A 19,751-nucleotide genomic window follows, 5' to 3' on the forward strand; every position below is an offset into this window, starting at 1 on the left:
GTGGGTCAGCCGCCGAGATAGGCCGAGAACGCGCGGTCGGCACGCTCGGCGGCCGCCGGGAGGTCGGCCGCGGCCCGGCTCGCGGCCTCGAAGTCACGGCGCCGGAGGTTGACCTCGACGACGCCCGCGATCACGAACAGCTCCCCTGCGCCGACGGTGCCGGCGGAGCTCTTGAGGCTGAGCACGGCGTCCATCGCGTCGGTCAGCTCCTGCTCGGCGAGGGCAGTGTCGATGCGGCGCAGCCGCTCGGGCAGCATCCGCTGGAACCGGCCCACGAAGACCCGGGCGAACTCCGCGTCGTCGGCATGACCGGTCAGGTTCGACACCACGGCGGCGTCGAACACGATGGGGTCCTCGTTGCGAAGCTCGCTCATCACGACTGCTCCCTCGGTCCCTCGTCAGTGTCGGACATGTCGGGCTTCTTGCCCCAGATCATGCTGAGGCCGAGCACCATCACGCCCCCGAGGGCAACCCAGAGAATACCGTCCTGGACGATCGGCGCCCGCAGGACACGGATCGCGGTGCCCACCTTCGGGACAACGGTCTGGACCTCGTAGACGGTGTCGGAGCTGATGATCGCGACCCACGGGTCGACGTTCTCGTTCGCGTCGCCCTTGGTGGTGATCGCGGTGGTGCCGTCGGCGAGGCGCTTCACCGTCGCGACGCGGTGGGTCTCGACCCGGTGGTCCTCGACCGGGATCTGGTAGCTGATCACGTCGCCGACGGCGAGGTCGGCGGTCGGCCGCGGCGCGGTGACGACCATGTCGCCGACCTCGATGCCCGGAGCCATGCTCCCGGTGAGCATCGTCGAGGTGCGGTAGTCGAACAGGTGCGGTCCGACGGCGATCGCGAGGAAGGCCGCGGCGCACGCGAGCATCATGAGGTTGCCGAACAGGCTGACCACGCGTCGGGCGACCCGGACGGCACGGCGACCTGCGGTGGGCGCGCCCGCCGTCTTCCGGGGCGCTGCCGGCGCGGTGGCGCGGTGCCGGGCGACGACGGTGCTGCTCATGTCGGGCTCCTCGAGAAGGTGACGGGCGTGGGAACCAGCCCCGGGTGCCGCTCACGGGGGAAGCGGCACCCGGCGCCAGGGTGGATCAGGGAACGATCAGAGGGCCTTCGCGGCGCGCTGGGTGGCGTCGAAGGTGAAGTTGATCGTGTTCTGCAGGCCCTGGAAGGTGTTGTCGGCGGTGGCCGGCAGGGTCAGGGTGACCTTGAGGTTGGCGGTCTTGCCGGCGGCGTTCAGGTTCGCCAGGGTCGAGGCCGGGATGTCGGTCGCGCCGACGACACCGCGCTGGGCGACCACGGTGGTGGTCGTGCCCGAGCAGGCGCCGTTGTTCCAGGCGACCGAGCACTCCTCGACCTTCAGCTGCAGGCCGTTGGTGGTGTCGGAGGTCAGCAGGTTGCTGCTGGTGCCCGCGGTCGTGAGCTTGACGCCGCCGAAGGCCTCGGTGTCGGCCGACCGGGTCAGCGTCACCGTGCGGGCGATGGTGTCGCCCGGGACCATGTTGGTCACCGGCGTGCCGAAGGTCGAGGTGCTCGAGAGGACGACCTTGCCCGTCGCGACGTCCTGGCTGGCGCTGGTGGTCGAGGTGAACGCACCGAACGTGCCGAGTCCGGCGACCGAGGCGGCGCCACCGACGAGAGCGGCGGAGGCGAGGACCTTGACGGCGGCGGACTTGGTGGCGATGAGCTTCATGGCTAGTTCCTTTGGGGTGAGGGACCAGCTGTGCGGCTTGTGGCTGCTGGTCGGTTCCTTGATGACCAGAACTCTGCCGAGCCGATTTCAAGCACTCCGGGGGCAAATCCCTGAGGTTTCCTCAAGGGATTCTCAAGGCCTCGGAAACACCGCCTGACCTGCGAAGACGCGGGCACGCACCCGCCGACCGGGGACGTGCTCAGCCCTTCTTCGCGGCCGCCTTGCCGCCCTTGCGCCCGGCTTCCTTCTTCTGCGCGGTCGTGCCGCCCTGCTTGCTGCTGCCGCCCTTGCCGGACTGCTCGCCGCCGTGCTTGGACGAGTCCTCGGCGTTCGCGATCTTCGCGGCCCGCTCCTTCGACATGCCCTTGTCCTTGAGGGCCTCGTACTGCTTCTCGTTCTTCACGTTCGACGACTTGCTGGGCATCACTACCTCCTACCGGGATGGGTACGTCGCATCACCGGTACCCGAGTCGGGCACTGACACCACATGACCACCGGCAAGCATCTCGACACCGACCCGGCCAGTCCTCCCGAGCCGGCCAGTCCTCCCCAGCCGGCCAGTCCTCCCGAGCCGGACGCTCCGGAGAAGCCGGACTCCCCCACCGACCTGACGAAGCCGTCCTGGCGCTACGTCCTGCGACGGACGGTCCGGGAGTTCAGCGACGACCAGTGCACGGACATCGCCGCCGCCCTGACGTACTACTCGGTGCTGGCGCTCTTCCCCGCGGCCATCGCGATGCTGTCCCTGGTCGGCCTGGCCGACCAAGGCGACGAGACCGTGGACACCCTGCTCACGATCCTGCGCGACGTCGGAGCGGGGAGCGCTGCCGAGACCCTCGAGCCCACCCTGGTCCAGCTCAGCCAGAGCCAGAGCGCGGGGCTCGGCCTGATCATCGGTCTCGCGCTCGCTCTGTGGTCGGCATCCGGGTACGTCGGGGCCTTCGCACGCGGGATGAACCGCATCTACGAGGTCGATGAGGGCCGCCCCTTCTGGGTGCTGCGTCCGGTCATGCTGGTGATCACCGTCGTCACCGTCCTGCTCTCGGCGATCGTCGGCGTCGGGCTGGCGTTGACCGGCCCCGCGGCCCGTGCCGTCGGCGACGCGATCGGGCTGGGCGACACCACGGTCACGGTCTGGAACATCGCGAAGTGGCCGGTGCTGCTGGCGGTCGTCGTCCTGATCGTGGCTCTGCTGTACTACGCGACCCCGAACGTGCGACAGCCCCGGTTCCGCTGGATCAGCGTCGGCGCGGTGATCGCGATCGTCGCCTGGATCGCCGCCTCGGTGGGCTTCGGGTTCTACGTCGCGAACTTCTCGAGCTATGACCGGACCTACGGTTCGCTGGCCGGCGTCGTGGTGTTCCTGCTGTGGCTCTGGATCACGAACCTCGCGCTGCTGTTCGGCGCCGAGCTCGACGCCGAGCTCGAGCGCGGCCGTCAGCTGCAGGCGGGCATCCCCGCAGAGGAGGTCCTGCAGCTGCCCCCACGCGGCACGCGCACCATCGAGAAGGCCCAGCGCAAGGAGCACCGCGACCTCGAGCGTGGCCGCCGACTGCGCCGGACCCGCGGTCGCGACTCCTAGCCGTGGACCGAGGTGGACCACCCCTCAGCCGGCCGCTCCCACGACGTCCATCACCAGCATCGCGACCGGGACGTCTCGCCCGTCGTCGCGGAGGTTGGTGAGCGTCACCTGCACCCGCAACGGATCGCCCCGCAGGTCGACGGCGTCCAGCACGTGCACGGAAGCGGCATCGTCGGCGTTCGTGAGGCGCGCCCGGATCGGCCGGCTCAGCTGCTCGACCGGCAGCCCGATCCCGAGGTCCGCCAGCTGCGCACCGACCGCGTCGGCGCTGCGGACCCCCCACAGCTCCTCGGCCCTGCTGTTCCAGGCCAGGACCCGCAGGTCGGCATCGACCACGGCGAGGCCGGAGCTCATGCCGGCGAGGACCGCGGTGAGGAAGCGGTTCATGGTTTCCAGCTCGCCGATCGCGCTCTGGAGCTCCTCTCCGGTGCTGCGGAGCTCCCCGTTGGTGTTGCGCAGCTCCTCGTAGACGTCCTCCAGCTGGTCCTCGAGCCGACGGATCCGGAGCTCGTCGTCGTCGTCGTTCACGCCGGGCACCTCAGCGCTCGGGGCGAAGCGCTACGTGCAGGATGTCGAAGGCGTCGGCTGCCGACACCCGGTCGTAGTCGGGCGGGTACCCGGCCACGGCGAGCCCCGTGGCGAGCGCGCGCACCGCGTCCAGCACCCCGAGGCCGTGGTCGTCGACGAGGATCACGAACAGGTCCGTCACCGCGATGTCGCCGAGCGCGGGGTCGGGCGCCGGGTCGGGCGCAGTCGCGACCGGTTCGCCGCTTCTGGCGTGGTGCGTGCCGGCCCGGGTGGCGCCGGCCGCCTGGCGGACCGTCCTGCTCCGCGCGCGCAGCCCGACCGCCCAGCCACGGAGGGCGCGGTTGGACCGGAGGATCTCCGCGCGCAGCGCGGCTCTCGCGTCGGTCATGGTGCTCCCTTCTCGGACCGTCGCTCGTCAGGGCCGGAACAGCACCTTCACCATCCCGTCCTCCTTCGCCTGGAAGGTGGCGTAGGCCTGCGGCGCCTCGCTGAGCGGCAGGTGGTGGGTCGCGAACGACTCGACGCCCAACCGGTCGTCGTCCTGGGTGAGCACTGCAAGGATGTCGTCGGTCCAGGCGCGCACGTTCGCCTGGCCCATGCGCAGCTGCAGCTGCTTGTCGAAGAGCTGGAACATCGGCAGCGGGTCCACGGCGCCGCCGTACACCCCGGAGATCGACACGGTGCCGCCTCGACGGACCGCGTCGAACGCGGTGTAGAGCGCGTCGAGACGCTCGACGCCCATGTTCTTCATCATCAGCTCCTGCACCTTCTTGGGCAGCAGGCGCAGGGACTTCTGGATCCCTTCCGCGACCGGCGAGCCGTGGGCCTCCATGCCGACGGCCTCCAGCACGGCGTCCGGACCACGTCCACCGGTCAGCTCGCGCGCGGCCTCGCCGATGTCGTCGACGTCGTCGAGGTTCAGCGTCTGCGCGCCCCGGGCGGCCACCCGCGACAGGCGTTCGACGACGCGGTCGACGACGATCACCTGGTGCCCGCGGTCCAGGGCGATCCGGGTGGCCATGTCACCGATCGGGCCGGCGCCGAGCACGAGGAGGGTCTCGCCGTCGGAGAGGCCGGCGTACTCCACGCCCTGCCAGGCGGTCGGCAGCACGTCGGAGAGGTAGACGAAGCGGTCGTCGGGGGCGCCCTCGGGCACCTTGACCGGCAGGAAGTCCGCGAACGGCACGCGGAGGAACTCCGCCTGTCCGCCCGGGACCTGGCCGTAGAGCTTGCTGTACCCGAACAGGCTCGCGCCCGTGCCCTGGTCACGGTTCTGGGTGGTCTCGCACTGGCTGTAGAGGCGTCGGTCGCACATCCAGCACGATCCGCAGCTCACGTTGAACGGCACCACCACCCGGTCGCCGGCCTTCAGGTTCTGCACACCGGCGCCGACCTCCTCGACGATGCCCATGGGCTCGTGCCCGACGACATCACCTGGCGTCATGAACGGCGTCAGCGGGTCGTAGAGGTGCAGGTCCGAGCCACACAGACCCGTGGTGGTGATCCGGACGATCGCGTCGGTCGGCTCCTCGATGGTCGGGTCCGGTACTTCCTCGACCCGGATGTCCTTCCGGCCCTGCCACGTCACTGCCTTCACGGCGTCCTCCTGGCTGTTGGTGCTCCTCGTTGCGTCTGGTCATTGCGGCGGTACCCAGGCGTCCGTGGCCGAACCACGGTTTCCCCTCGCAGCACAACGGGTACGGGGAGACAGCCCCTCGCAACGCTCGCACCTCGGTCCTCAGACCCCGGCGAGTACGGTCGGTGTCAGGGACGATCAGGTCCCGTTCTTGCTGAAGAAGCCGGCAAGCGCACCATCCTTCGCGCGATGGAGTCGCCTCATGGCACATCCCCCTTCCCCCACGTCTCTTCTCGAGCCGCTCAGCAACGCTGACCTCCGCGACCCCAACTGCGGGCTCACCCGGACCGAGCGCTCGAAGCAGACCGCACAGCTGCTGCAGGCAGCCGCCGCCACCGACGACGAGGACGCCGCCACCGAGCTGCGCGCCCGTGTCGTCCTGATGAACCGCGGGGTCGCCGAGGCGGTCGCGCGGCGCTACCAGGGCCGCGGCATCCCGGTCGAGGACCTCGTGCAGGTCGCCCAGGAGGGTCTGGTCAAGTCGGTGTCGCGCTTCGACCCTGTCCTGCGCAACGACCTCCTCACGTTCGCCGTCCCCACGATCCGCGGTGAGGTGCAGCGCTACTTCCGCGACCACGGCTGGATGGTGCGGCCGACCAGGCGCGTCCAGGAGCTGCAGGGCCTGATCCGCGACGCGTGCCGCGAGCTCGAGCAGCGCGTCGGCGGAGAGCCGAGCGAGCAGCAGGTCGCCGACCACGTCGGCGTACCGGTCGAGGAGTACCGCAAGGCGGTGGCGGCACACGGATGCTTCCAGCCCGTGTCCCTCGACCTCCCGGTCGGGTCGGACCGCGCCACGCTCGGCGACATCCTCGTCGGTGAGGAGGAGGACGGCGCGGCCAGCGAGGCCCGCTTGATGCTGGCACCCGCGGTGCGCCGGCTCTCGGAGCGGGACCGCAGGGTCCTCTTCCTGCGCTACTACGCCGACCTCACCCAGACCGAGATCGGTGCGGACCTCGGCGTGACCCAGATGCAGGTCTCCCGGTTGCTGACGCGCATCATCGGCGAGCTGCGCGACGACCTCGGGGCGGCTGGGTGACCGAAGACCGCACGCTGGCCGCGCGGTTCGCGGAGCTCAGCAGCGACATGCTCGGCGAGTCGACCGAGGCGCTCACGTTCGACGTCGTCGTACGTCGGGCTGTGCAGCTCATCCCCGGATGCGACGGCTGCAGCATCACCCTGCGCGGACGCCGTGGCCGTGTCGAGACGGTCGCGACCACGGACGCCACGACCGCGGAGCTCGACGCCCTGCAGTACTCCCTGCGCGAGGGACCCTGTGTCGACGCGGCGTTCGAGGAGGGCACCGTGGTCGTCCGGGACGTGCCGCACGACCAGCGCTGGCCGCACTGGTCGGCCCGTGCGGAGGAGCTCGGGCTGGGCTCGGCGATGGCGGTCCGCCTGCACGCCGGGACCGACACGCTGGGCGCGCTCAACCTCTACTCGCGCAGCCGGGGCAACTTCGACGGCGAGGCCGTCGACATCGCGCTGATCTACGCAGCGCACGCCACCGAGGCGATGAGCAAGGCCCGCCTGGTCACCGGGCTCCAGGCAGCGCTCGAGTCGCGGCACTCAGGGCGTCCTGGCGGTGCGTTACGACATCACCTTCGAGCGCGCGTTCGAGGTCCTCCACCGGATCTCCAACGACTCCAACACCCGGCTGCGCGACGTCGCCGCCCGGGTCGCGCAGGAGCACGACCTGCCGGCCGACCTGATCGGCGGGACAGAACTACATCCCAGCTGATCGGGTACCCCCGGCGCATGACGAGATTCGGCTACACCCTGATGACCGAGCAGAGCGGACCCAAGGAGCTGGTCCGGTACGCCCAGGCCGCCGAGTCGGTGGGCTTCGACTTCGAGGTGATGAGCGACCACTACTCGCCGTGGGTCACCGAGCAGGGCCACGCGCCGTACGCCTGGACGCTGCTGGGCGCGGTCGCCCAGGCCACGTCGAGCGTCGGGCTGATGACGTACGTGACCTGCCCGACGCTGCGCTACCACCCGGCGGTGGTGGCCCAGAAGGCTGCGACCGCGCAGATCCTCGCCGACGGGCGCTTCACGCTCGGGCTGGGCAGCGGCGAGAACCTCAACGAGCACGTCGTCGGTGAGGGCTGGCCGGCGGTGCAGGACCGGCAGGCGATGCTTCGCGAGGCCGTGGAGATCATCCGAGAGCTGCACACCGGCGAGCTCGTCGACTACCGAGGTGAGTACTTCCAGGTCGACTCGGCCCGGATCTGGGACCTGCCCGACGAGGGCGTGGAGATCGGCGTCGCGGTCGCCGGCGACCGGGCGATCGAGCAGTTCGCGCCGCTGGCCGACCACCTGGTCGGCGTCGAGCCCGACGCGTCGCTGGTCGACGACTGGAACGCCGTCGACGGTGCCGCCCAGATCGGCAGCCAGGCGCGCGCGATCGGACAGATCCCGATCTGCTGGGACCCGGACCAGGAGGCCGCGGTGCAGCGGGCGCACGAGCAGTTCCGCTGGTTCGGCGGCGGGTGGCAGGTCAACGCGGACCTGCCCACGCCGGCGGGTTTCGCCGGGGCCACGCAGTTCGTGCGGCCCGAGGACGTCGCCGAGTCGATCCCCTGCGGGCCCGACCTGGACGCGATCGTCGAGGCGGTCTCGGCGTACTGGAAGGCCGGCTTCACCGACGTCGCGGTCGTGCAGATCGGCGACGAGGGCCAGGACGAGTTCCTCGCGAAGGCCGCCGAGCCGCTGCTCGAGAAGCTGCGCTCTGCGGCACCCTGACGGTTGGTCGGTGGAGGCTGCCGTCGCGAACGCCGAATCGCGGCCAGGCGCCGGGAGCGTGCGCGTCCGTCAGCGGTCCCGGAGCCGCCGCAGCCCGATGGCGCCGAGCGTGATCATCACGACCGCGAGCACGAAGTGCAGCCAGTTGTCGGCCGAGTTCAGCGGCACGAAGTTCGCGCTGCTGTCCTTGTCGATGACCATGCCGTAGACCCAGAGCACGGCGTACACGAGGCCACCGATCAGCAGGTACTGCCCGGCCGTCCTGGCCGCCCGGGCGGCGATGAGCCCCACCACGCCGAAGAGCAGGTGGACGATGTTGTGCAGGACGGAGACCTCGAAGATGCCGAGGAGCTTCGCCTCGCTGTAGTGCCCGGCGAACGTCAGGTCGTCGTAGTTCGTGGTGATCCCGGGGATGAACCCGAGCACTCCGACGAGCAGGAACGTGGCTCCCACGACCAGGGCCGCTGTCGGCAGCCAGGTGGGCGGCGCGGTCCGGTCGGTGTCCGAGGGGTGCATGGTGGCCACGGCGGCCTCCTTCGCTAGGGGGTGGTGCGGCCCGGTATCCGAAGGACGCCGACCTATGCGCACGTGTAGGTGACACGAGTGCGGGTACCGCCCGGCATCGTCCGCCGTCTCGGGAGGAACCCATGGACCCCAAACAGCTCGCCAAGGACACGTTCGAGAAGGTCGTCGGGAGGCTCGCGGAGAAAGCAGCCGAGCTGGCCGAGCCGCCGGTACCGGGAGCGCCCGGTGTCGAGCCGCCGCAGCTCGAGGAGCCGACGGAGCCGCGCGCGCCGCTGCCCCCGAAGCCCGACCAGGGCGCTCCCGAGCTGCGCACCGCGACGGGCACCGAGGTCGACGCGAAGCCCGACGCACGCGCCCAGCACGAGACGTACCTGACCACGTCGACCGGGGCACGCCTGCGCGACACCGACCACTCGCTCAAGGCCGGAGAGCGCGGCCCGACGCTGCTGCAGGACCACCACCTGCGCGAGAAGATCACCCACTTCGACCACGAGCGGATCCCCGAGCGGGTGGTGCACGCGCGCGGCGCCGGCGCCCACGGCGTGTTCGTCGGGTACGGCAACGCCGACAGCGTCTGCAAGGCGACGTTCCTGCGCGAGGGCGTCGAGACCCCGACGTTCGTGCGCTTCTCCACCGTCCTCGGGTCGCGCGGGTCAGCGGACACGGTCCGCGACACCCGCGGTTTCGCGACGAAGTTCTACACGAGCGAGGGCAACTTCGACCTCGTCGGCAACAACATCCCGGTGTTCTTCATCCAGGACGGCATCAAGTTCCCCGACGTCATCCATGCCGGCAAGCCGCACCCGGATCGGGAGATCCCGCAGGCGCAGAGCGCCCACGACACGTTCTGGGACTTCGTCTCGCTGCACACCGAGGCCCAGCACCACACGATGTGGAACATGTCCGACCGCGGCATCCCGCGGTCCTACCGGACCATGGAGGGCTTCGGCGTCCACACCTTCCGGGTCGAGAACGACGCGGGCGACACCTCGCTGGTGAAGTTCCACTGGAAGCCGCGACTCGGCGTGCACTCCCTCACCTGGGAGGAGGCGCAGCTGCTGGGCGGCATCGACCCGGACTTCCACCGGCGCGACCTGTACGACGCGATCGAGTCCGGCGCGTACCCGGCGTACGAGCTCGGGTTGCAGGTGTTCCCCGACAACCCCGAGCAGGTCTTCGGCGACATCGACCTCCTCGACCCGACCAAGATCGTCCCGGAGGAGCTCGCACCGGTGCAGCCCGTCGGGCTGATGGTGCTCACCGCGAACCCGACGAACTTCTTCGCCGAGACCGAACAGGTCGCCTTCCACGTCGGCCACCTCGTGCCGGGCATCGACGCGACCGACGACCCGCTGGTGCAGGCGCGGCTGTTCTCGTACGTCGACACGCAGCTGTCGCGGCTCGGCGGGCCGAACTTCAACCAGCTCCCGGTGAACCGACCGCACACCGAGGTCAACGACATGTTCCGCGACGGCTTCCACCAGCACGCCGTGCACGCGGGCGTCGCGCCGTACAAGCCGAACTCGCTCGACGGCGGCTGCCCGTTCCACGCCGGCGCCGACCTGGAGGGCTCGTTCGAGCACCTTCCGGCGAAGGTGGCTGCGGGCACCAAGGTGCGCGCGCAACCGGCGTCGTTCGACGACCACTTCAGCCAGGTACGTCAGTTCTGGCTGAGCATGTCTCCCGTCGAGCAGGAGCACATCATCCGGGCGTACACGTTCGAGCTGGGGAAGTGCTACGAGCAGGTGATCAAGGAGCGTCAGCTCCAGTGCCTGGCGAACATCGACGCGCGGCTGTGCTCCGAGGTGGCGACCGGTCTCGGACTGCCGGCACCGCAGCCGAGCATCGAGCTGGTCGACCTCGACCCCTCCCCCGCGCTCTCGCAGGTGGGCGAGGCCTGGCCGCCCGACGGCCGGATGGTCGGCATCGTCGTCGACCCGGACGGTGACCTGTCGGCCCTCTCGGCGGTGCGTTCCGCGACCTTCGGCGCCGGCATGGTGCCCCTTCTGATCGGCCCGCACGGTGGCGAGGTCGGCGGGTTCCCGGTCCAGCGGACTTTCGCGACCGCCCGGTCTGTCGAGTTCGACGCCGTGCTGCTCGCCGGGGCCCCGGTGCCGGCGCCCGACGCGCTCCCGGCCCGCGACGCCAAAGCGGGGGCGGCGTCCAGCGCGGCCATCGACCCGCGCGTGGTCCTGCTGCTCGAGGAGGCGTTCCGGCACTGCAAGGTGATCGGCGCCTGGGGCGACGGCGTCGCCGCCCTCGAGGCCGCCGGCATCACCGAGGCGCCCGGGGTCGTCCGCGGCGGCAGCGGTCCCGATGTGCTCACCGGCGTGCAAGAGCAGATGGCGTTCCACCGGGTGTGGGAGAGGTTCCCTCAGTCCTGAACTCGCTGGCCCGGTCGGCTCCGGCGGCGGTTGAGGTGCGAGCGGCGCGCTTGTCCTGAGGTGCGAGCGCAGCGAGCCTCGAAGGGAGCCTTGAAGCCACCGCGGGTGATGAGTGGTGGTTTCGAGGCTCGTCGCTGGCGCTCCTCACACCTCAACCACCGTTAGGGCCGGTGGTTGAGGTGCGCGCGAAGCGAGCCTCGAAGGGAGCCTTGAAACCACCGCGGGTGGTGAGTGGTGTTCGGTGGTTGAGGTGCGAGCGGAGCGAGCCTCGAAACCACCCCGGAGATATATCGGATAGTTGCCCAGACCCTGTCAAAACAAGGGGATTTCGGGGTCTGACTGTCGGTGGTCCCTTGGTCGATGGACGCCGCCGAGACCGCCCAGACCCTGATCGAGCTGACCCGGCTGGAGGCCCAGGTCGCCGAGCTCAAGGGCCGGGTCGCCGCGCACGCCGACGACCTCCGCGTCGGGCAGGAGGTCGGTGCGTCAAGCGCGGCGAGCTGGCTGGCGCACACCACGAACACCACCCGACCGGCCGCGGCCGGCACGGTGAAGCTCGGCCACGCGTTGGAAGCGCACCCGCTGACGCGGGATGCCCTCGCCCACGGCGACGTGCTGCTCGACCAGGCGCGCGTCATCGTGCACGCGGTCGACCAGCTCCCCGGCGGCCTAGATGCCCAGCGGGCCGAAGCACATCTGCTCGCCGAAGCGCAGCACCACGACGCCAAAGCCCTACGCGTGCTGGGGAAGCGGCTGTTCGAGGTCATCGCACCCGACGAAGCGGACGCACGTGAGGCCGCGGTCCTCGAGGCCGAGGAGAACGCCGCCGCCAAGGCCTGTCACCTGTCCATGTACGACGACGGACACGGCAAGACCCGCGGCCGGTTCACCATCCCCACCATCGCCGGCGCCCACCTGCGCAAGATCCTCCTCGCTGCCATCACGAACACGAAGGACCCCGCACCCCGACCCACCCCCGAACGCCTCGGACAAGCGCTGTGCGACTTCATCGCCCGCTACCCCAAGAACAAGCTCCCCCACACCGGCGGACTCCCCGCCACCCTCCTCGTCCTCATCGACGAAGACTCACTTCAGGGGCGTGTCGAGAAGGCCGGCGTCCTCGACACCGGCGAGAAGATCAGCCCCGCACTCGCCCGACGCCTGGCCTGCGAGGCCGAGATCATCCCCCTCGTCCTCGGCGGCGACTCCATGCCCCTCGACATCGGCCGCGGACGGCGCCTCCACACCAAGGCACAGCGCTACGCCCTGCTCGCCCGCGACCACGGCTGCCGCGCCGACGGCTGCGACCGCACCCACAGCCTCCACGCCCACCACAAGACCCGCTGGGCCGACGGCGGCCACACCAACGTCAAGGACGCCGTCACGCTGTGCCACTGGCACCACCAACGGGCACACGACGCGTCCTACGAGACGACGTACCTACCCAACGGCGACGTCACCTTCCACCGACGCCAATAGCGCCTCGGCCTACTCCGGACGGAAGCCCGGCTGCGGTCCCAGCTTCATCTTGTCGCCCACGACGTCCATCAGCTCGTGCACGTCTGCGCGCGCCAGCTCGCCCGGGTCGGCCGCGCGCCGGATGGTGGCCGGGGCACGACGGATGCGCGCGACCAGCTTCTTCCCCACGCGTCGGGTGACCGGACCCTCGGGGCCGTCGCCGAAGTCGTACCAGAGCTCCAGCTGTTGGCGGTCGGCGCCGGCCCACCACTCGAGGTAGTCGCGCTCGACCGCGTCCAGGCAGCGATCCAACTCCTCCAGGTAGGCGTCGGGCACGCCGTTCGTCGGCCCGCCCCCGATGACGCGGATCGACGGCCCGTCGGGGACCTCCCACTTCCCGGAGACCACCACCGGGACACGGTGTTCCTCGGTGACGAGCTCGTCGGCGTCGAGGCCGCGGAGCGGTTGCACGCCTCGGGCGGGGTCCAGCCGGAGTACGCCGTCCGCGCGCCCCAGGAGGTCGCTGTAGGGAACGAGCTCGACCGTGCCACGGTCGATCCAGGTCAGCGTCCTGGCGGCCCGCTTGAAGCCCGCCAGGGTGCTGAAGGCGAGGGCATCGTCCGAGCGCGCCACGAGCTCCTCGGTCGTGCGGTCCCGCACCTCGATGACGGCGCGACCGTAGCCGTCGTCCTCGAGCCGGAAGAAGGCACGAGCCTGCAGGGACCGTTGCCGGTTCGCCTTCCACGGGGTGGCCCACTGGAAGCGGAGGTCTCGCGCGAGTGCGTAGTCCCGTACCGCCGCCAGGTCCTCGGGCTCCCAGCCCCGGTGCGGCGCCAGCTCGCAGACGGCACCGTGGAGAACGTCGAAGACCATCCGTGCCCGGGTGCCCGCTGACAGGTGAGCAACGCTCGGCGGCACCCGGACGACACCCGACTCCCAGCCGGCGGATCCGTCGAGGTGGACCTCAGCGCGGACCGCATCGTCCTCGCCGATCAGTGGGAACGTCATCAAGCGCATGAACCCGACCGGACCGGTCAGACCGACGGAGTCGAGGGCCTCGCTGTACAGCTCCGACACCCGCCTGGCCGACTTCACCCAGGCATCGGTCGCGGGTTCATCGGTCCAACGCTTGCCCTTGTGCCCGGTCGACGGCCAGAACTCGACCTCGCGGAATCTCGGCACGACCTCCTCCAGCAGCAGCCGTCAGTCGTCGCGCGCGGACCGGCGTTCCGCGAGGTAGGCCAGCCGGCGCAGGCTCTCGGTGTTGCGCCACTTCAACCCCGGCTCTCGGACCGGTCGCGGCACCAGCCGGGCCGGGCCGGAGATCGCGTCCTCCTCGATGACGACGCGGGTGTGCTCGCCGGTCGGCTCGAGCGTGATCTTCACCGCCGCGACGCCGCTCGGCCTGGCTCGCGCATGCAGGGTCATCGACCGGCCCGGGACGACCTCGACGACCTGGGTGTTGTCGTCGACGAGCAACGGCCAGGCGCCGACCGAGTGATGCAGCTGGGAGCCCAGCTCCGGCCAGTCGGTGTCGACCTCGCGCATCCGCGAGGCGCCGACCACCCAGAGCGGGTACAGCCACCCGTCGGCCAGCACGTCCCAGACCTGCTCGGGCGTCGCCTTCATGACCCGCGTCGTGGTCGCCATGTCAGCTGGCCTTCGGCAGGACGTGCGTGCCGTAGAACTCGATCATCTCGAGATAGTGCGGGCCCATGTTCGCGATGTAGAGCTCGTCGTAGCCCGCGTCGGCGTACTGCCGGATCTGGTCGAGGTGGTCCTCGGGGTCGTCACCGGCCACGACCGAGTCGCGGGTCGAGTCCATCGTCACCAGCTCGGTGGCCTGCTCGAAGTGCTCGGGAGTCGGCAGGATCTGGGCGAGCTCGCCCGGGAGCCCGGCGTTCGGCCACAGCCGGTGCGCGTGCTCCCAGCCCTCCTCCTTGGTCGGCGCGAACGCCACCTTCGCGCCGGCCTGCGACGGGCGGCCATCGGCGATCGAGCGGAAGCGGTCCAGCAGCTCCGGGTCGGGCGACGTGCTGATGTAGCCGTCCCCGATGCGGCCGGCGAGGTCGACGGCCTTGGGCCCGAAGCCCGAGACGAAGATCTCGGGTGGCACGTCCGGGACGTTGTAGATCCGGGCATGCTCGACCGTGTAGTAGCGCCCGCGGTGGTTGACGACCTCACCCTTCCAGAGCTCGCGGATGAGCCCGACGGCCTCCTCGAGCATCTCGAGGCGTACGTCGGCGGTGGGCCACGGCCCGCCGAGGATGCTCTCGTTGAGCGCCTCGCCGGTGCCGACACCGAGGGTGAAGCGGTCCTCGAGGAGCTCGGCGCAGGTGCCGGCGGCCTGGGCGACGACGGCCGGGTGGACCCGGGTCGTCGGGCAGGTCACCGCAGTGGTCACGTGCAGCTTGCAGACCTGGCTGATCGCGCCGATCACGCTCCACACGAGTGGGCTGTTGCCCTGTTCGTTGTTCCACGGGTGGAAGTGGTCGCTGATCCAGAGGGCCTCGAAGCCCGCCTCCTCCGCGGCTCTGGCCTGAGCGATGAGCTCGGCCGGTTCGTACTCCTCCGCCGACAGGAAATATCCGATGCGCATACCGGCAGGTACCCGGGGTACGGACCGGCATGCGATCGACCACGCTCCCCCGTCCTCGGGGCGAACTCACCGAGCACCTCTTCACCGCGTTGCGCTCCGCCAGCGACTTCCGCGGCCTGGCGGCGAAGGCCACCGGCGAGGACGCCGCTCTCGCGCTGTGGATCCTGCACGAGCTGCACTACCGCGGCCTGACGGATGTCGACGACGCCCTGGAGTGGGACCCGCAGCTGCTGCGGCTGCGCCGACAGCTGGAGGCCGACCTCGAGGACCGGCTGCGCTCCCGCTTCCACGCCCCCCAGGGTGTCTCGTTCGTCGATGACGCCCTCGACTGGATCGACGAGCAGGACGGCCCCTCGCTGGCCCGGCACGTGCACCGGCACGCGAGCCGCGACCAGGTCCTCGACCTGCTCGCCGTGCGCTCGATCTACCACCTCAAGGAGTCCGACCCCGTCGCTTGGCTGGTACCGCGGCTCGGGGTGCGCGCGAAGGCTGCGTTGATGGAGCTGCAGTACGACGAGTACGGCGGCGGCGACCCGAACCGTCTCCACCACCACCTCTTCGAGGCAGGCATGGAGGCCAGCGGCCTGGAGCCGTCGTACGACGCCCACCTCGACGCGGTGCCGCTCGAGGCGCTCGAGCAGAACAACACGCTGTCACTGTTCGGCCTGCACCGCCGGCTGCGCGGGGCGGCGCTCGGGCACCTGGCGGCGTTCGAGGCGACCAGCTCGCTCCCGTCGCGCCGGATGGCCGAGGGCCTGAGGCGGCTCGACTTCCCGGACGAGATGGTCGAGTACTACTCCGAGCACGTGGAGGCCGACGCCGTGCACGAGCAGCTCGCCGTCCGCACGATCTGCGCGGGACTGCTGGCCGAGGAGCCGGAGCTCGAGACCGAGGTGTGGTTCGGCGCGTTCACCTGCCTGGATCTCGAGTCCAGGTTCGCCCACGCGATGTTCGCCCGGTGGGGCGTCGAGGAGAAGGCCGCATGAGCACCTACGAGCACCCCGACGTGATCGTCTGCCCCGGCGGGCCGATGCTCGTGCGCGACCACCCCGACAGCACGCGGCCCGTTGCCGCGGTCTGCCGGTGCGAGAAGTCCGCGAGCCTCCCGTGGTGCGACGGCACCCACAAGGTGCTGCCGGCCGACCAGCGGCCTAGCTGAGGTCCATCCGCACGAGCACGCCGTCGTCGTACCACCGGACCTCGGTGATGGTGAGGCCGTCCTCCAGCTCGCGCAGGGCGTCGACCTGCTCGACGGTCCCGAGCTGGATCAGCAGCACGCCGCCGGGCAGGAGGTGGCGGCGCGCCACGTCGACGCAGATGCGGGCGACGTCCATGCCGTCGTCTCCCCCGTCGATCGCGAGCAGCGGGTCCTCGGGGAACCGCTCGACGTCGTCGCGACGCACCCAGGGCGGGTCCGCGATGACCACGGCGAACCGCTCGCCCTCGCGCAGCACGGCGTCCATCGCACCCTGGCGGACCTCCACGCGGCTGGTGAGCCCGGCCGCCTCGGCGTTCTGCCGAGCGAACTCGCACGCCACGGGGTCGATGTCCACGCAGACCAGGCAGCGGGTCGAACCCAGGACCGCGAGCAGCCCGATGTGACCGGCGCCGGCGCACAGCTCGAGCACCTGCCCCGCGGGTGCCGACCCGATGATCTCCGCGGCCCAGGTCGACTGCGCCTGCGTCCAGGAGCGCGGGCGCAGGACCCGACCGTCGAACGCGATGTGCAGTGGCCCGAAGGCGACCGTCTCCGCGCGCTCGGCGGTCATGCCGACGCCGGGTAGGGCGAGTCGCGCAGCAGCCTCGCGAGGTGGACGGCGTTGCGCACGGCCGCCTCGGTGGCGGACGCGGTCTTCTCCGGGGTCTTCTCGAGCTCGAGGTAGTCGGTGCCCTGCATCGCCTCGCCGACCCAGTACGTCCCGGCCGTCGAGGCGGCAGTGAACCCGGTGTCGTTGAGGCCCTGCAGCACCTCGGCGACCGTGTGGTGGGCGCCGTCCTCGTTGCCGACGACCGCCACCATCGCGACCTTGCCCTCGGTGAGCATCCGACCCTCGTCGTCGGTCTCCCCGAGCTCGGCGTCGAGCCGCTCGAGGGTCATCTTGCAGACCGACGACGGCTGGCCCATCCAGATGGGCGTCGCGATGACCAGGATGTCGCTGGCCAGCAGCTTCGCCCGGATCGCGGGCCAGCCGTCGCCGTCACCTTCGTCGGTGCTGACCCCGAACCGGACGTCGTGGTCGACCACGCGGATGATCTCGCCGCTGGCGCCGTGCTTCTCGAGCTCCGCCACCACCTGCTCGGCCAGGAGCTGCGAGCTCGATTCGGCAGGTGACGGTTTGAGGGTGCACACCAGCACCAGGGCATGCAGGGAGGCGTCGGTCATGCCTCCATGTGCCCCGCCCTGGCGGCCGACATGCGGTCACGCGGTGTCGAACCAGGCGGACAGGGCGGGCACCCGCCGCAGCACCAGCTGGTCGAGCAGCAGCACCGCGACCAGCGAGATACCGAACACCGGCAGGAGCACCCCGAGCGCGACCAGCGCGACGACCAGCAGCGGCGTCGCCCGCAGCGGCATCCGCCCGCGCGGCGCGCCGATCGAGGAGGAACCCTTCGGCCGGCGGCGCCACCACATCAACGGCCCGGTGACGCACATGAAGATCACCGCCAGGCACATCAGCGCCGAGCCCCAGAAGGACCACAGCCCCAGGCTCCGGCCCTCGTGCAGCCCGATGCCGAGCGACACGACCTTGGCCAGGTCCGGGTAGTCGTCGAACCCGTACGTCGACACCACGCCGCCGCCGTACCGGTCCACGTGGACGGTCCGCTCGTCGCTCGGCGCGTCGAAGGCGTACCCGATCACGGAGAACACCCCGTCGTCCTCGGCCGGCAGCGCGACGGTCATCGGGTGCCGGAGGCCCTCGGCGGCGGCGACCGCGACCGCGGTGTCGACGTTCGCGACGTTGCGGCCGTCGCCCTTCTCCGACGTCGGGACCTCGGACTTGCCCATCCCCCACGGCACGTCGGTGGCGTGGCTGTGCGGGAGCGACTCGTCGAGCGTCGAGGTCGGGTCGCTGATCGCGCCGTGGTCGAGGCTCCACATCGAGGTGCCGCGGTCGGTCGCGAGCTCCTGCACCTTCGCGCCCCACACGCCGGTCCAGGGCAGGCCCGTGACGACCAGCGTCAGCAGGCCGACCCCGACGAACAGCCCGACCGCGCCGTGCCGTGAGCGCAGCTTCTGCTTGGCGCGCCGGCGCGCTCGCCAGCCCTTGACGTACAGGTAGTAGCCGCTGAGCGCCATCACGATCGCCCAGCAGGCCGCGAGCTCGATGACGAGGTCGCCGTACCTCCCGGCCATCAGCTCGCCGTGCAGGCGGACGGCGTAGCCGGACAGCGTGGTGTCCGGGTTCAGCGAGCCGAGGTAGGTCGGGCCGTACGGGTCGACGTAGGCGTCGCGGGCCGAGCCGTCGGGCATCGCCAGCGAGAACCGGGTGCTCTCGTCGGCGGCGCCGGGCTCGGTCATCGACACCACGGTCGCGTCGGGGAACGCGTTCTCGACGGCGGCGAGCTGCGCGGAGTACGGCTGCGCGATCGTGTTCTGCTGCTGCTCGACCCGCATCAGGTCGTGGTGGAGCAGCGGCTCGATCTGGAAGCGGAACAGGTAGATCAGCCCGGTGCTGGCGAGCACCAGCAGCACCGGGGCCACCAGGAAGGCGGCGAAGAAGTGCCAGCGCCAGGCGGCCCGGAACAGGCCGGAGCCCTTCTTCCTGGGGCGTGGCGCCTCGGGTCTGGGCGCCCGTCCGGGCGCGAGAACGTCGGTCATGGGTCTCCTCGAGACAACGCAGGACGGCGCGGCCGGCCCTCCCGGGTGCCGGGGTGCCGATCGCGTGGTGGTGGGTGCGTGCTGCCGTCAGGCGGCAGCGAGGAGAGCCGGTGGTCCGCGTCGTACGACGGACCGGGTCAGCCGGTGAGGAGCGGCCAGCCCGACGGGCTCGGCCGGCAGGGTGACCAGCCCGCGCTCGGGGAGCACGGGGAGCAGCGGGGTGACCAGCCGCAGCAGGACCGCGGTCGCGAGCGCGACCAGCGTCCACAGCGACCGCTCCCCGACCGCGAGCCACAACCCGACCAGGGCCGCGGCGAGCAGGTGGACGGCCATCATCGGCGCGTGCGCCGACAGGTCGCTGACGAGGTGCCCGACCGGGAGCGCCGGCTGGGCGGTCGCGGAGCCGATCATGGCGTCGTACTGGTCCTGCAGGGTCCCGATCCGGTGCCCGTCGACCGTCGGCAGGATCCGCCCGGAGTGGTGCGCGACCGGGGCTTCCACGCGGTCACCGGTGTGGCCCGCGGTCACGGTGAGGAACAGGTGCACCAGGGTCTGGCCGCCGACCAGCAGGACCACGAGCCGCAGCCCGGAGGCCGGGCGCGCCAGCAGCGGCAGGCTGAGCAGGGTGCCGACGACGAGGAGCACGACCAGCCAGCCCGGGCCGGGCAGCAGGCCGTCGGCGGTGACGTGGCCGGTGACGCCGAGGAAGCACGCCACGAACGCGAGCAGGAACGCGCGCGCCCAGAGCAGCGCGGGATCCATTCTCGAGTCCATGGGT

The 19,751-nt window shown here is 71.0% G+C and carries 22 protein-coding genes; 7 read left to right on the forward strand and 15 right to left on the reverse strand.

What is annotated here, in order from left to right:
- Positions 1–5: 5 nt before the first annotated feature.
- The 4 genes from ABD875_RS22165 to ABD875_RS22180 form a co-directional block, all read right to left on the reverse strand.
- Positions 6–374 carry an Hpt domain-containing protein gene (locus ABD875_RS22165; RefSeq protein WP_345182434.1) on the reverse strand — a complete coding sequence of 123 codons (369 nt, stop codon included), beginning with the start codon at positions 372–374 and terminating at the stop codon, positions 6–8.
- A complete protein-coding gene (locus tag ABD875_RS22170; RefSeq protein WP_345182436.1) occupies positions 374–1,012 on the reverse strand; it encodes a signal peptidase I in 639 nt (212 codons plus the stop codon). Before ABD875_RS22170 ends, ABD875_RS22165 begins: the two co-directional genes overlap by 1 nt.
- A 96-nt stretch (positions 1,013–1,108) precedes the next feature.
- The gene (locus ABD875_RS22175) at positions 1,109–1,699 is read right to left on the reverse strand and encodes a TasA family protein (RefSeq protein WP_345182438.1); all 591 of its coding nucleotides are present in this window, start codon (positions 1,697–1,699) and stop codon (positions 1,109–1,111) included.
- 199 nt (positions 1,700–1,898) lie between these two features.
- Positions 1,899–2,123: a DUF7218 family protein gene (locus ABD875_RS22180; RefSeq protein WP_345182440.1), complete on the reverse strand. Its 225-nt coding sequence runs from the start codon at positions 2,121–2,123 to the stop codon at positions 1,899–1,901.
- A 63-nt stretch (positions 2,124–2,186) separates the two neighbouring features.
- Here ABD875_RS22180 and ABD875_RS22185 point away from each other — a divergent pair, with 63 nt between their 5' ends.
- Complete coding sequence (locus ABD875_RS22185) at positions 2,187–3,281, forward strand: YihY/virulence factor BrkB family protein (protein ID WP_345182442.1); 1,095 nt, start codon at positions 2,187–2,189, stop codon at positions 3,279–3,281.
- A gap of 24 nt (positions 3,282–3,305) precedes the next feature.
- On the opposite strand, the gene ABD875_RS22190 is transcribed toward ABD875_RS22185, so the two are convergent.
- Genes ABD875_RS22190 through ABD875_RS22200 form a run of 3 tightly spaced genes read right to left on the reverse strand, consistent with a single transcriptional unit; the run spans position 3,306 to position 5,406 of the window.
- Positions 3,306–3,809 (reverse strand): PAS domain-containing protein, encoded by a 504-nt coding sequence (locus ABD875_RS22190; protein ID WP_345182444.1) that lies wholly within the window; start codon positions 3,807–3,809, stop codon positions 3,306–3,308.
- 10 nt (positions 3,810–3,819) lie between these two features.
- Positions 3,820–4,197, reverse strand: coding sequence for a hypothetical protein (locus tag ABD875_RS22195; RefSeq protein ID WP_345182446.1), 378 nt, complete (start codon positions 4,195–4,197; stop codon positions 3,820–3,822).
- Between the two features lie 27 nt (positions 4,198–4,224).
- Positions 4,225–5,406, reverse strand: coding sequence for a zinc-dependent alcohol dehydrogenase (locus tag ABD875_RS22200; protein WP_345182448.1), 1,182 nt, complete (start codon positions 5,404–5,406; stop codon positions 4,225–4,227).
- 241 nt (positions 5,407–5,647) lie between these two features.
- Here ABD875_RS22200 and ABD875_RS22205 point away from each other — a divergent pair, with 241 nt between their 5' ends.
- Both ABD875_RS22205 and ABD875_RS22210 read left to right on the forward strand, forming a co-directional pair.
- On the forward strand, positions 5,648–6,481 hold the full coding sequence (locus tag ABD875_RS22205) for a sigma-70 family RNA polymerase sigma factor (protein WP_345182451.1): 834 nt from the start codon (positions 5,648–5,650) through the stop codon (positions 6,479–6,481).
- Positions 6,478–8,187 carry a TIGR03557 family F420-dependent LLM class oxidoreductase gene (locus ABD875_RS22210; RefSeq protein WP_345182453.1) on the forward strand — a complete coding sequence of 570 codons (1,710 nt, stop codon included), beginning with the start codon at positions 6,478–6,480 and terminating at the stop codon, positions 8,185–8,187. Before ABD875_RS22205 ends, ABD875_RS22210 begins: the two co-directional genes overlap by 4 nt.
- Before the next feature lie 69 nt (positions 8,188–8,256).
- On the opposite strand, the gene ABD875_RS22215 is transcribed toward ABD875_RS22210, so the two are convergent.
- Positions 8,257–8,703 carry a DUF4383 domain-containing protein gene (locus tag ABD875_RS22215; protein ID WP_345182601.1) on the reverse strand — a complete coding sequence of 149 codons (447 nt, stop codon included), beginning with the start codon at positions 8,701–8,703 and terminating at the stop codon, positions 8,257–8,259.
- A gap of 131 nt (positions 8,704–8,834) precedes the next feature.
- Here ABD875_RS22215 and ABD875_RS22220 point away from each other — a divergent pair, with 131 nt between their 5' ends.
- Together ABD875_RS22220 and ABD875_RS22225 are read left to right on the forward strand one after the other, a co-directional pair.
- Positions 8,835–11,096 carry a catalase gene (locus ABD875_RS22220; protein WP_345182456.1) on the forward strand — a complete coding sequence of 754 codons (2,262 nt, stop codon included), beginning with the start codon at positions 8,835–8,837 and terminating at the stop codon, positions 11,094–11,096.
- Positions 11,097–11,456: 360 nt separating this feature from the next.
- A complete protein-coding gene (locus ABD875_RS22225) occupies positions 11,457–12,575 on the forward strand; it encodes an HNH endonuclease (RefSeq protein WP_345182458.1) in 1,119 nt (372 codons plus the stop codon).
- A gap of 9 nt (positions 12,576–12,584) precedes the next feature.
- Here the strand turns inward: ABD875_RS22225 and ABD875_RS22230 are convergent, their stop codons facing one another.
- The 3 genes from ABD875_RS22230 to ABD875_RS22240 are packed head-to-tail and all read right to left on the reverse strand — an operon-like array spanning position 12,585 to position 15,153.
- The gene (locus ABD875_RS22230; RefSeq protein ID WP_345182460.1) at positions 12,585–13,736 is read right to left on the reverse strand and encodes a hypothetical protein; all 1,152 of its coding nucleotides are present in this window, start codon (positions 13,734–13,736) and stop codon (positions 12,585–12,587) included.
- Between the two features lie 21 nt (positions 13,737–13,757).
- Positions 13,758–14,204: an SRPBCC family protein gene (locus tag ABD875_RS22235; RefSeq protein ID WP_345182462.1), complete on the reverse strand. Its 447-nt coding sequence runs from the start codon at positions 14,202–14,204 to the stop codon at positions 13,758–13,760.
- A 1-nt stretch (position 14,205) separates the two neighbouring features.
- Positions 14,206–15,153: a TIGR03557 family F420-dependent LLM class oxidoreductase gene (locus tag ABD875_RS22240; protein ID WP_345182465.1), complete on the reverse strand. Its 948-nt coding sequence runs from the start codon at positions 15,151–15,153 to the stop codon at positions 14,206–14,208.
- A 29-nt stretch (positions 15,154–15,182) separates the two neighbouring features.
- On the opposite strand from ABD875_RS22240, the gene ABD875_RS22245 reads away from it, so the two are divergent.
- Positions 15,183–16,139: an iron-containing redox enzyme family protein gene (locus ABD875_RS22245; protein ID WP_345182467.1), complete on the forward strand. Its 957-nt coding sequence runs from the start codon at positions 15,183–15,185 to the stop codon at positions 16,137–16,139.
- Complete coding sequence (locus ABD875_RS22250; protein ID WP_345182469.1) at positions 16,136–16,312, forward strand: CDGSH iron-sulfur domain-containing protein; 177 nt, start codon at positions 16,136–16,138, stop codon at positions 16,310–16,312. Before ABD875_RS22245 ends, ABD875_RS22250 begins: the two co-directional genes overlap by 4 nt.
- On the opposite strand, the gene ABD875_RS22255 is transcribed toward ABD875_RS22250, so the two are convergent.
- The 4 genes from ABD875_RS22255 to ABD875_RS22270 form a co-directional block, all read right to left on the reverse strand.
- Positions 16,305–16,922, reverse strand: a complete 618-nt coding sequence (locus tag ABD875_RS22255) for a methyltransferase (protein ID WP_345182471.1) — start codon at positions 16,920–16,922, stop codon at positions 16,305–16,307. The two genes, ABD875_RS22250 and ABD875_RS22255, sit on opposite strands and share 8 nt — an antisense overlap.
- Positions 16,919–17,536, reverse strand: a complete 618-nt coding sequence (locus tag ABD875_RS22260) for a flavodoxin family protein (RefSeq protein ID WP_345182473.1) — start codon at positions 17,534–17,536, stop codon at positions 16,919–16,921. Before ABD875_RS22260 ends, ABD875_RS22255 begins: the two co-directional genes overlap by 4 nt.
- A gap of 36 nt (positions 17,537–17,572) precedes the next feature.
- Positions 17,573–18,973: a PepSY-associated TM helix domain-containing protein gene (locus ABD875_RS22265; protein ID WP_345182475.1), complete on the reverse strand. Its 1,401-nt coding sequence runs from the start codon at positions 18,971–18,973 to the stop codon at positions 17,573–17,575.
- Positions 18,974–19,060: 87 nt separating this feature from the next.
- Positions 19,061–19,747, reverse strand: a complete 687-nt coding sequence (locus ABD875_RS22270; protein WP_345182477.1) for a hypothetical protein — start codon at positions 19,745–19,747, stop codon at positions 19,061–19,063.
- Positions 19,748–19,751: the final 4 nt, after the last annotated feature.

The sequence above is a fragment of the Nocardioides caricicola genome, assembly GCF_039541135.1.
Taxonomy (GTDB): Bacteria; Actinomycetota; Actinomycetes; order Propionibacteriales; family Nocardioidaceae; genus Nocardioides; species Nocardioides caricicola.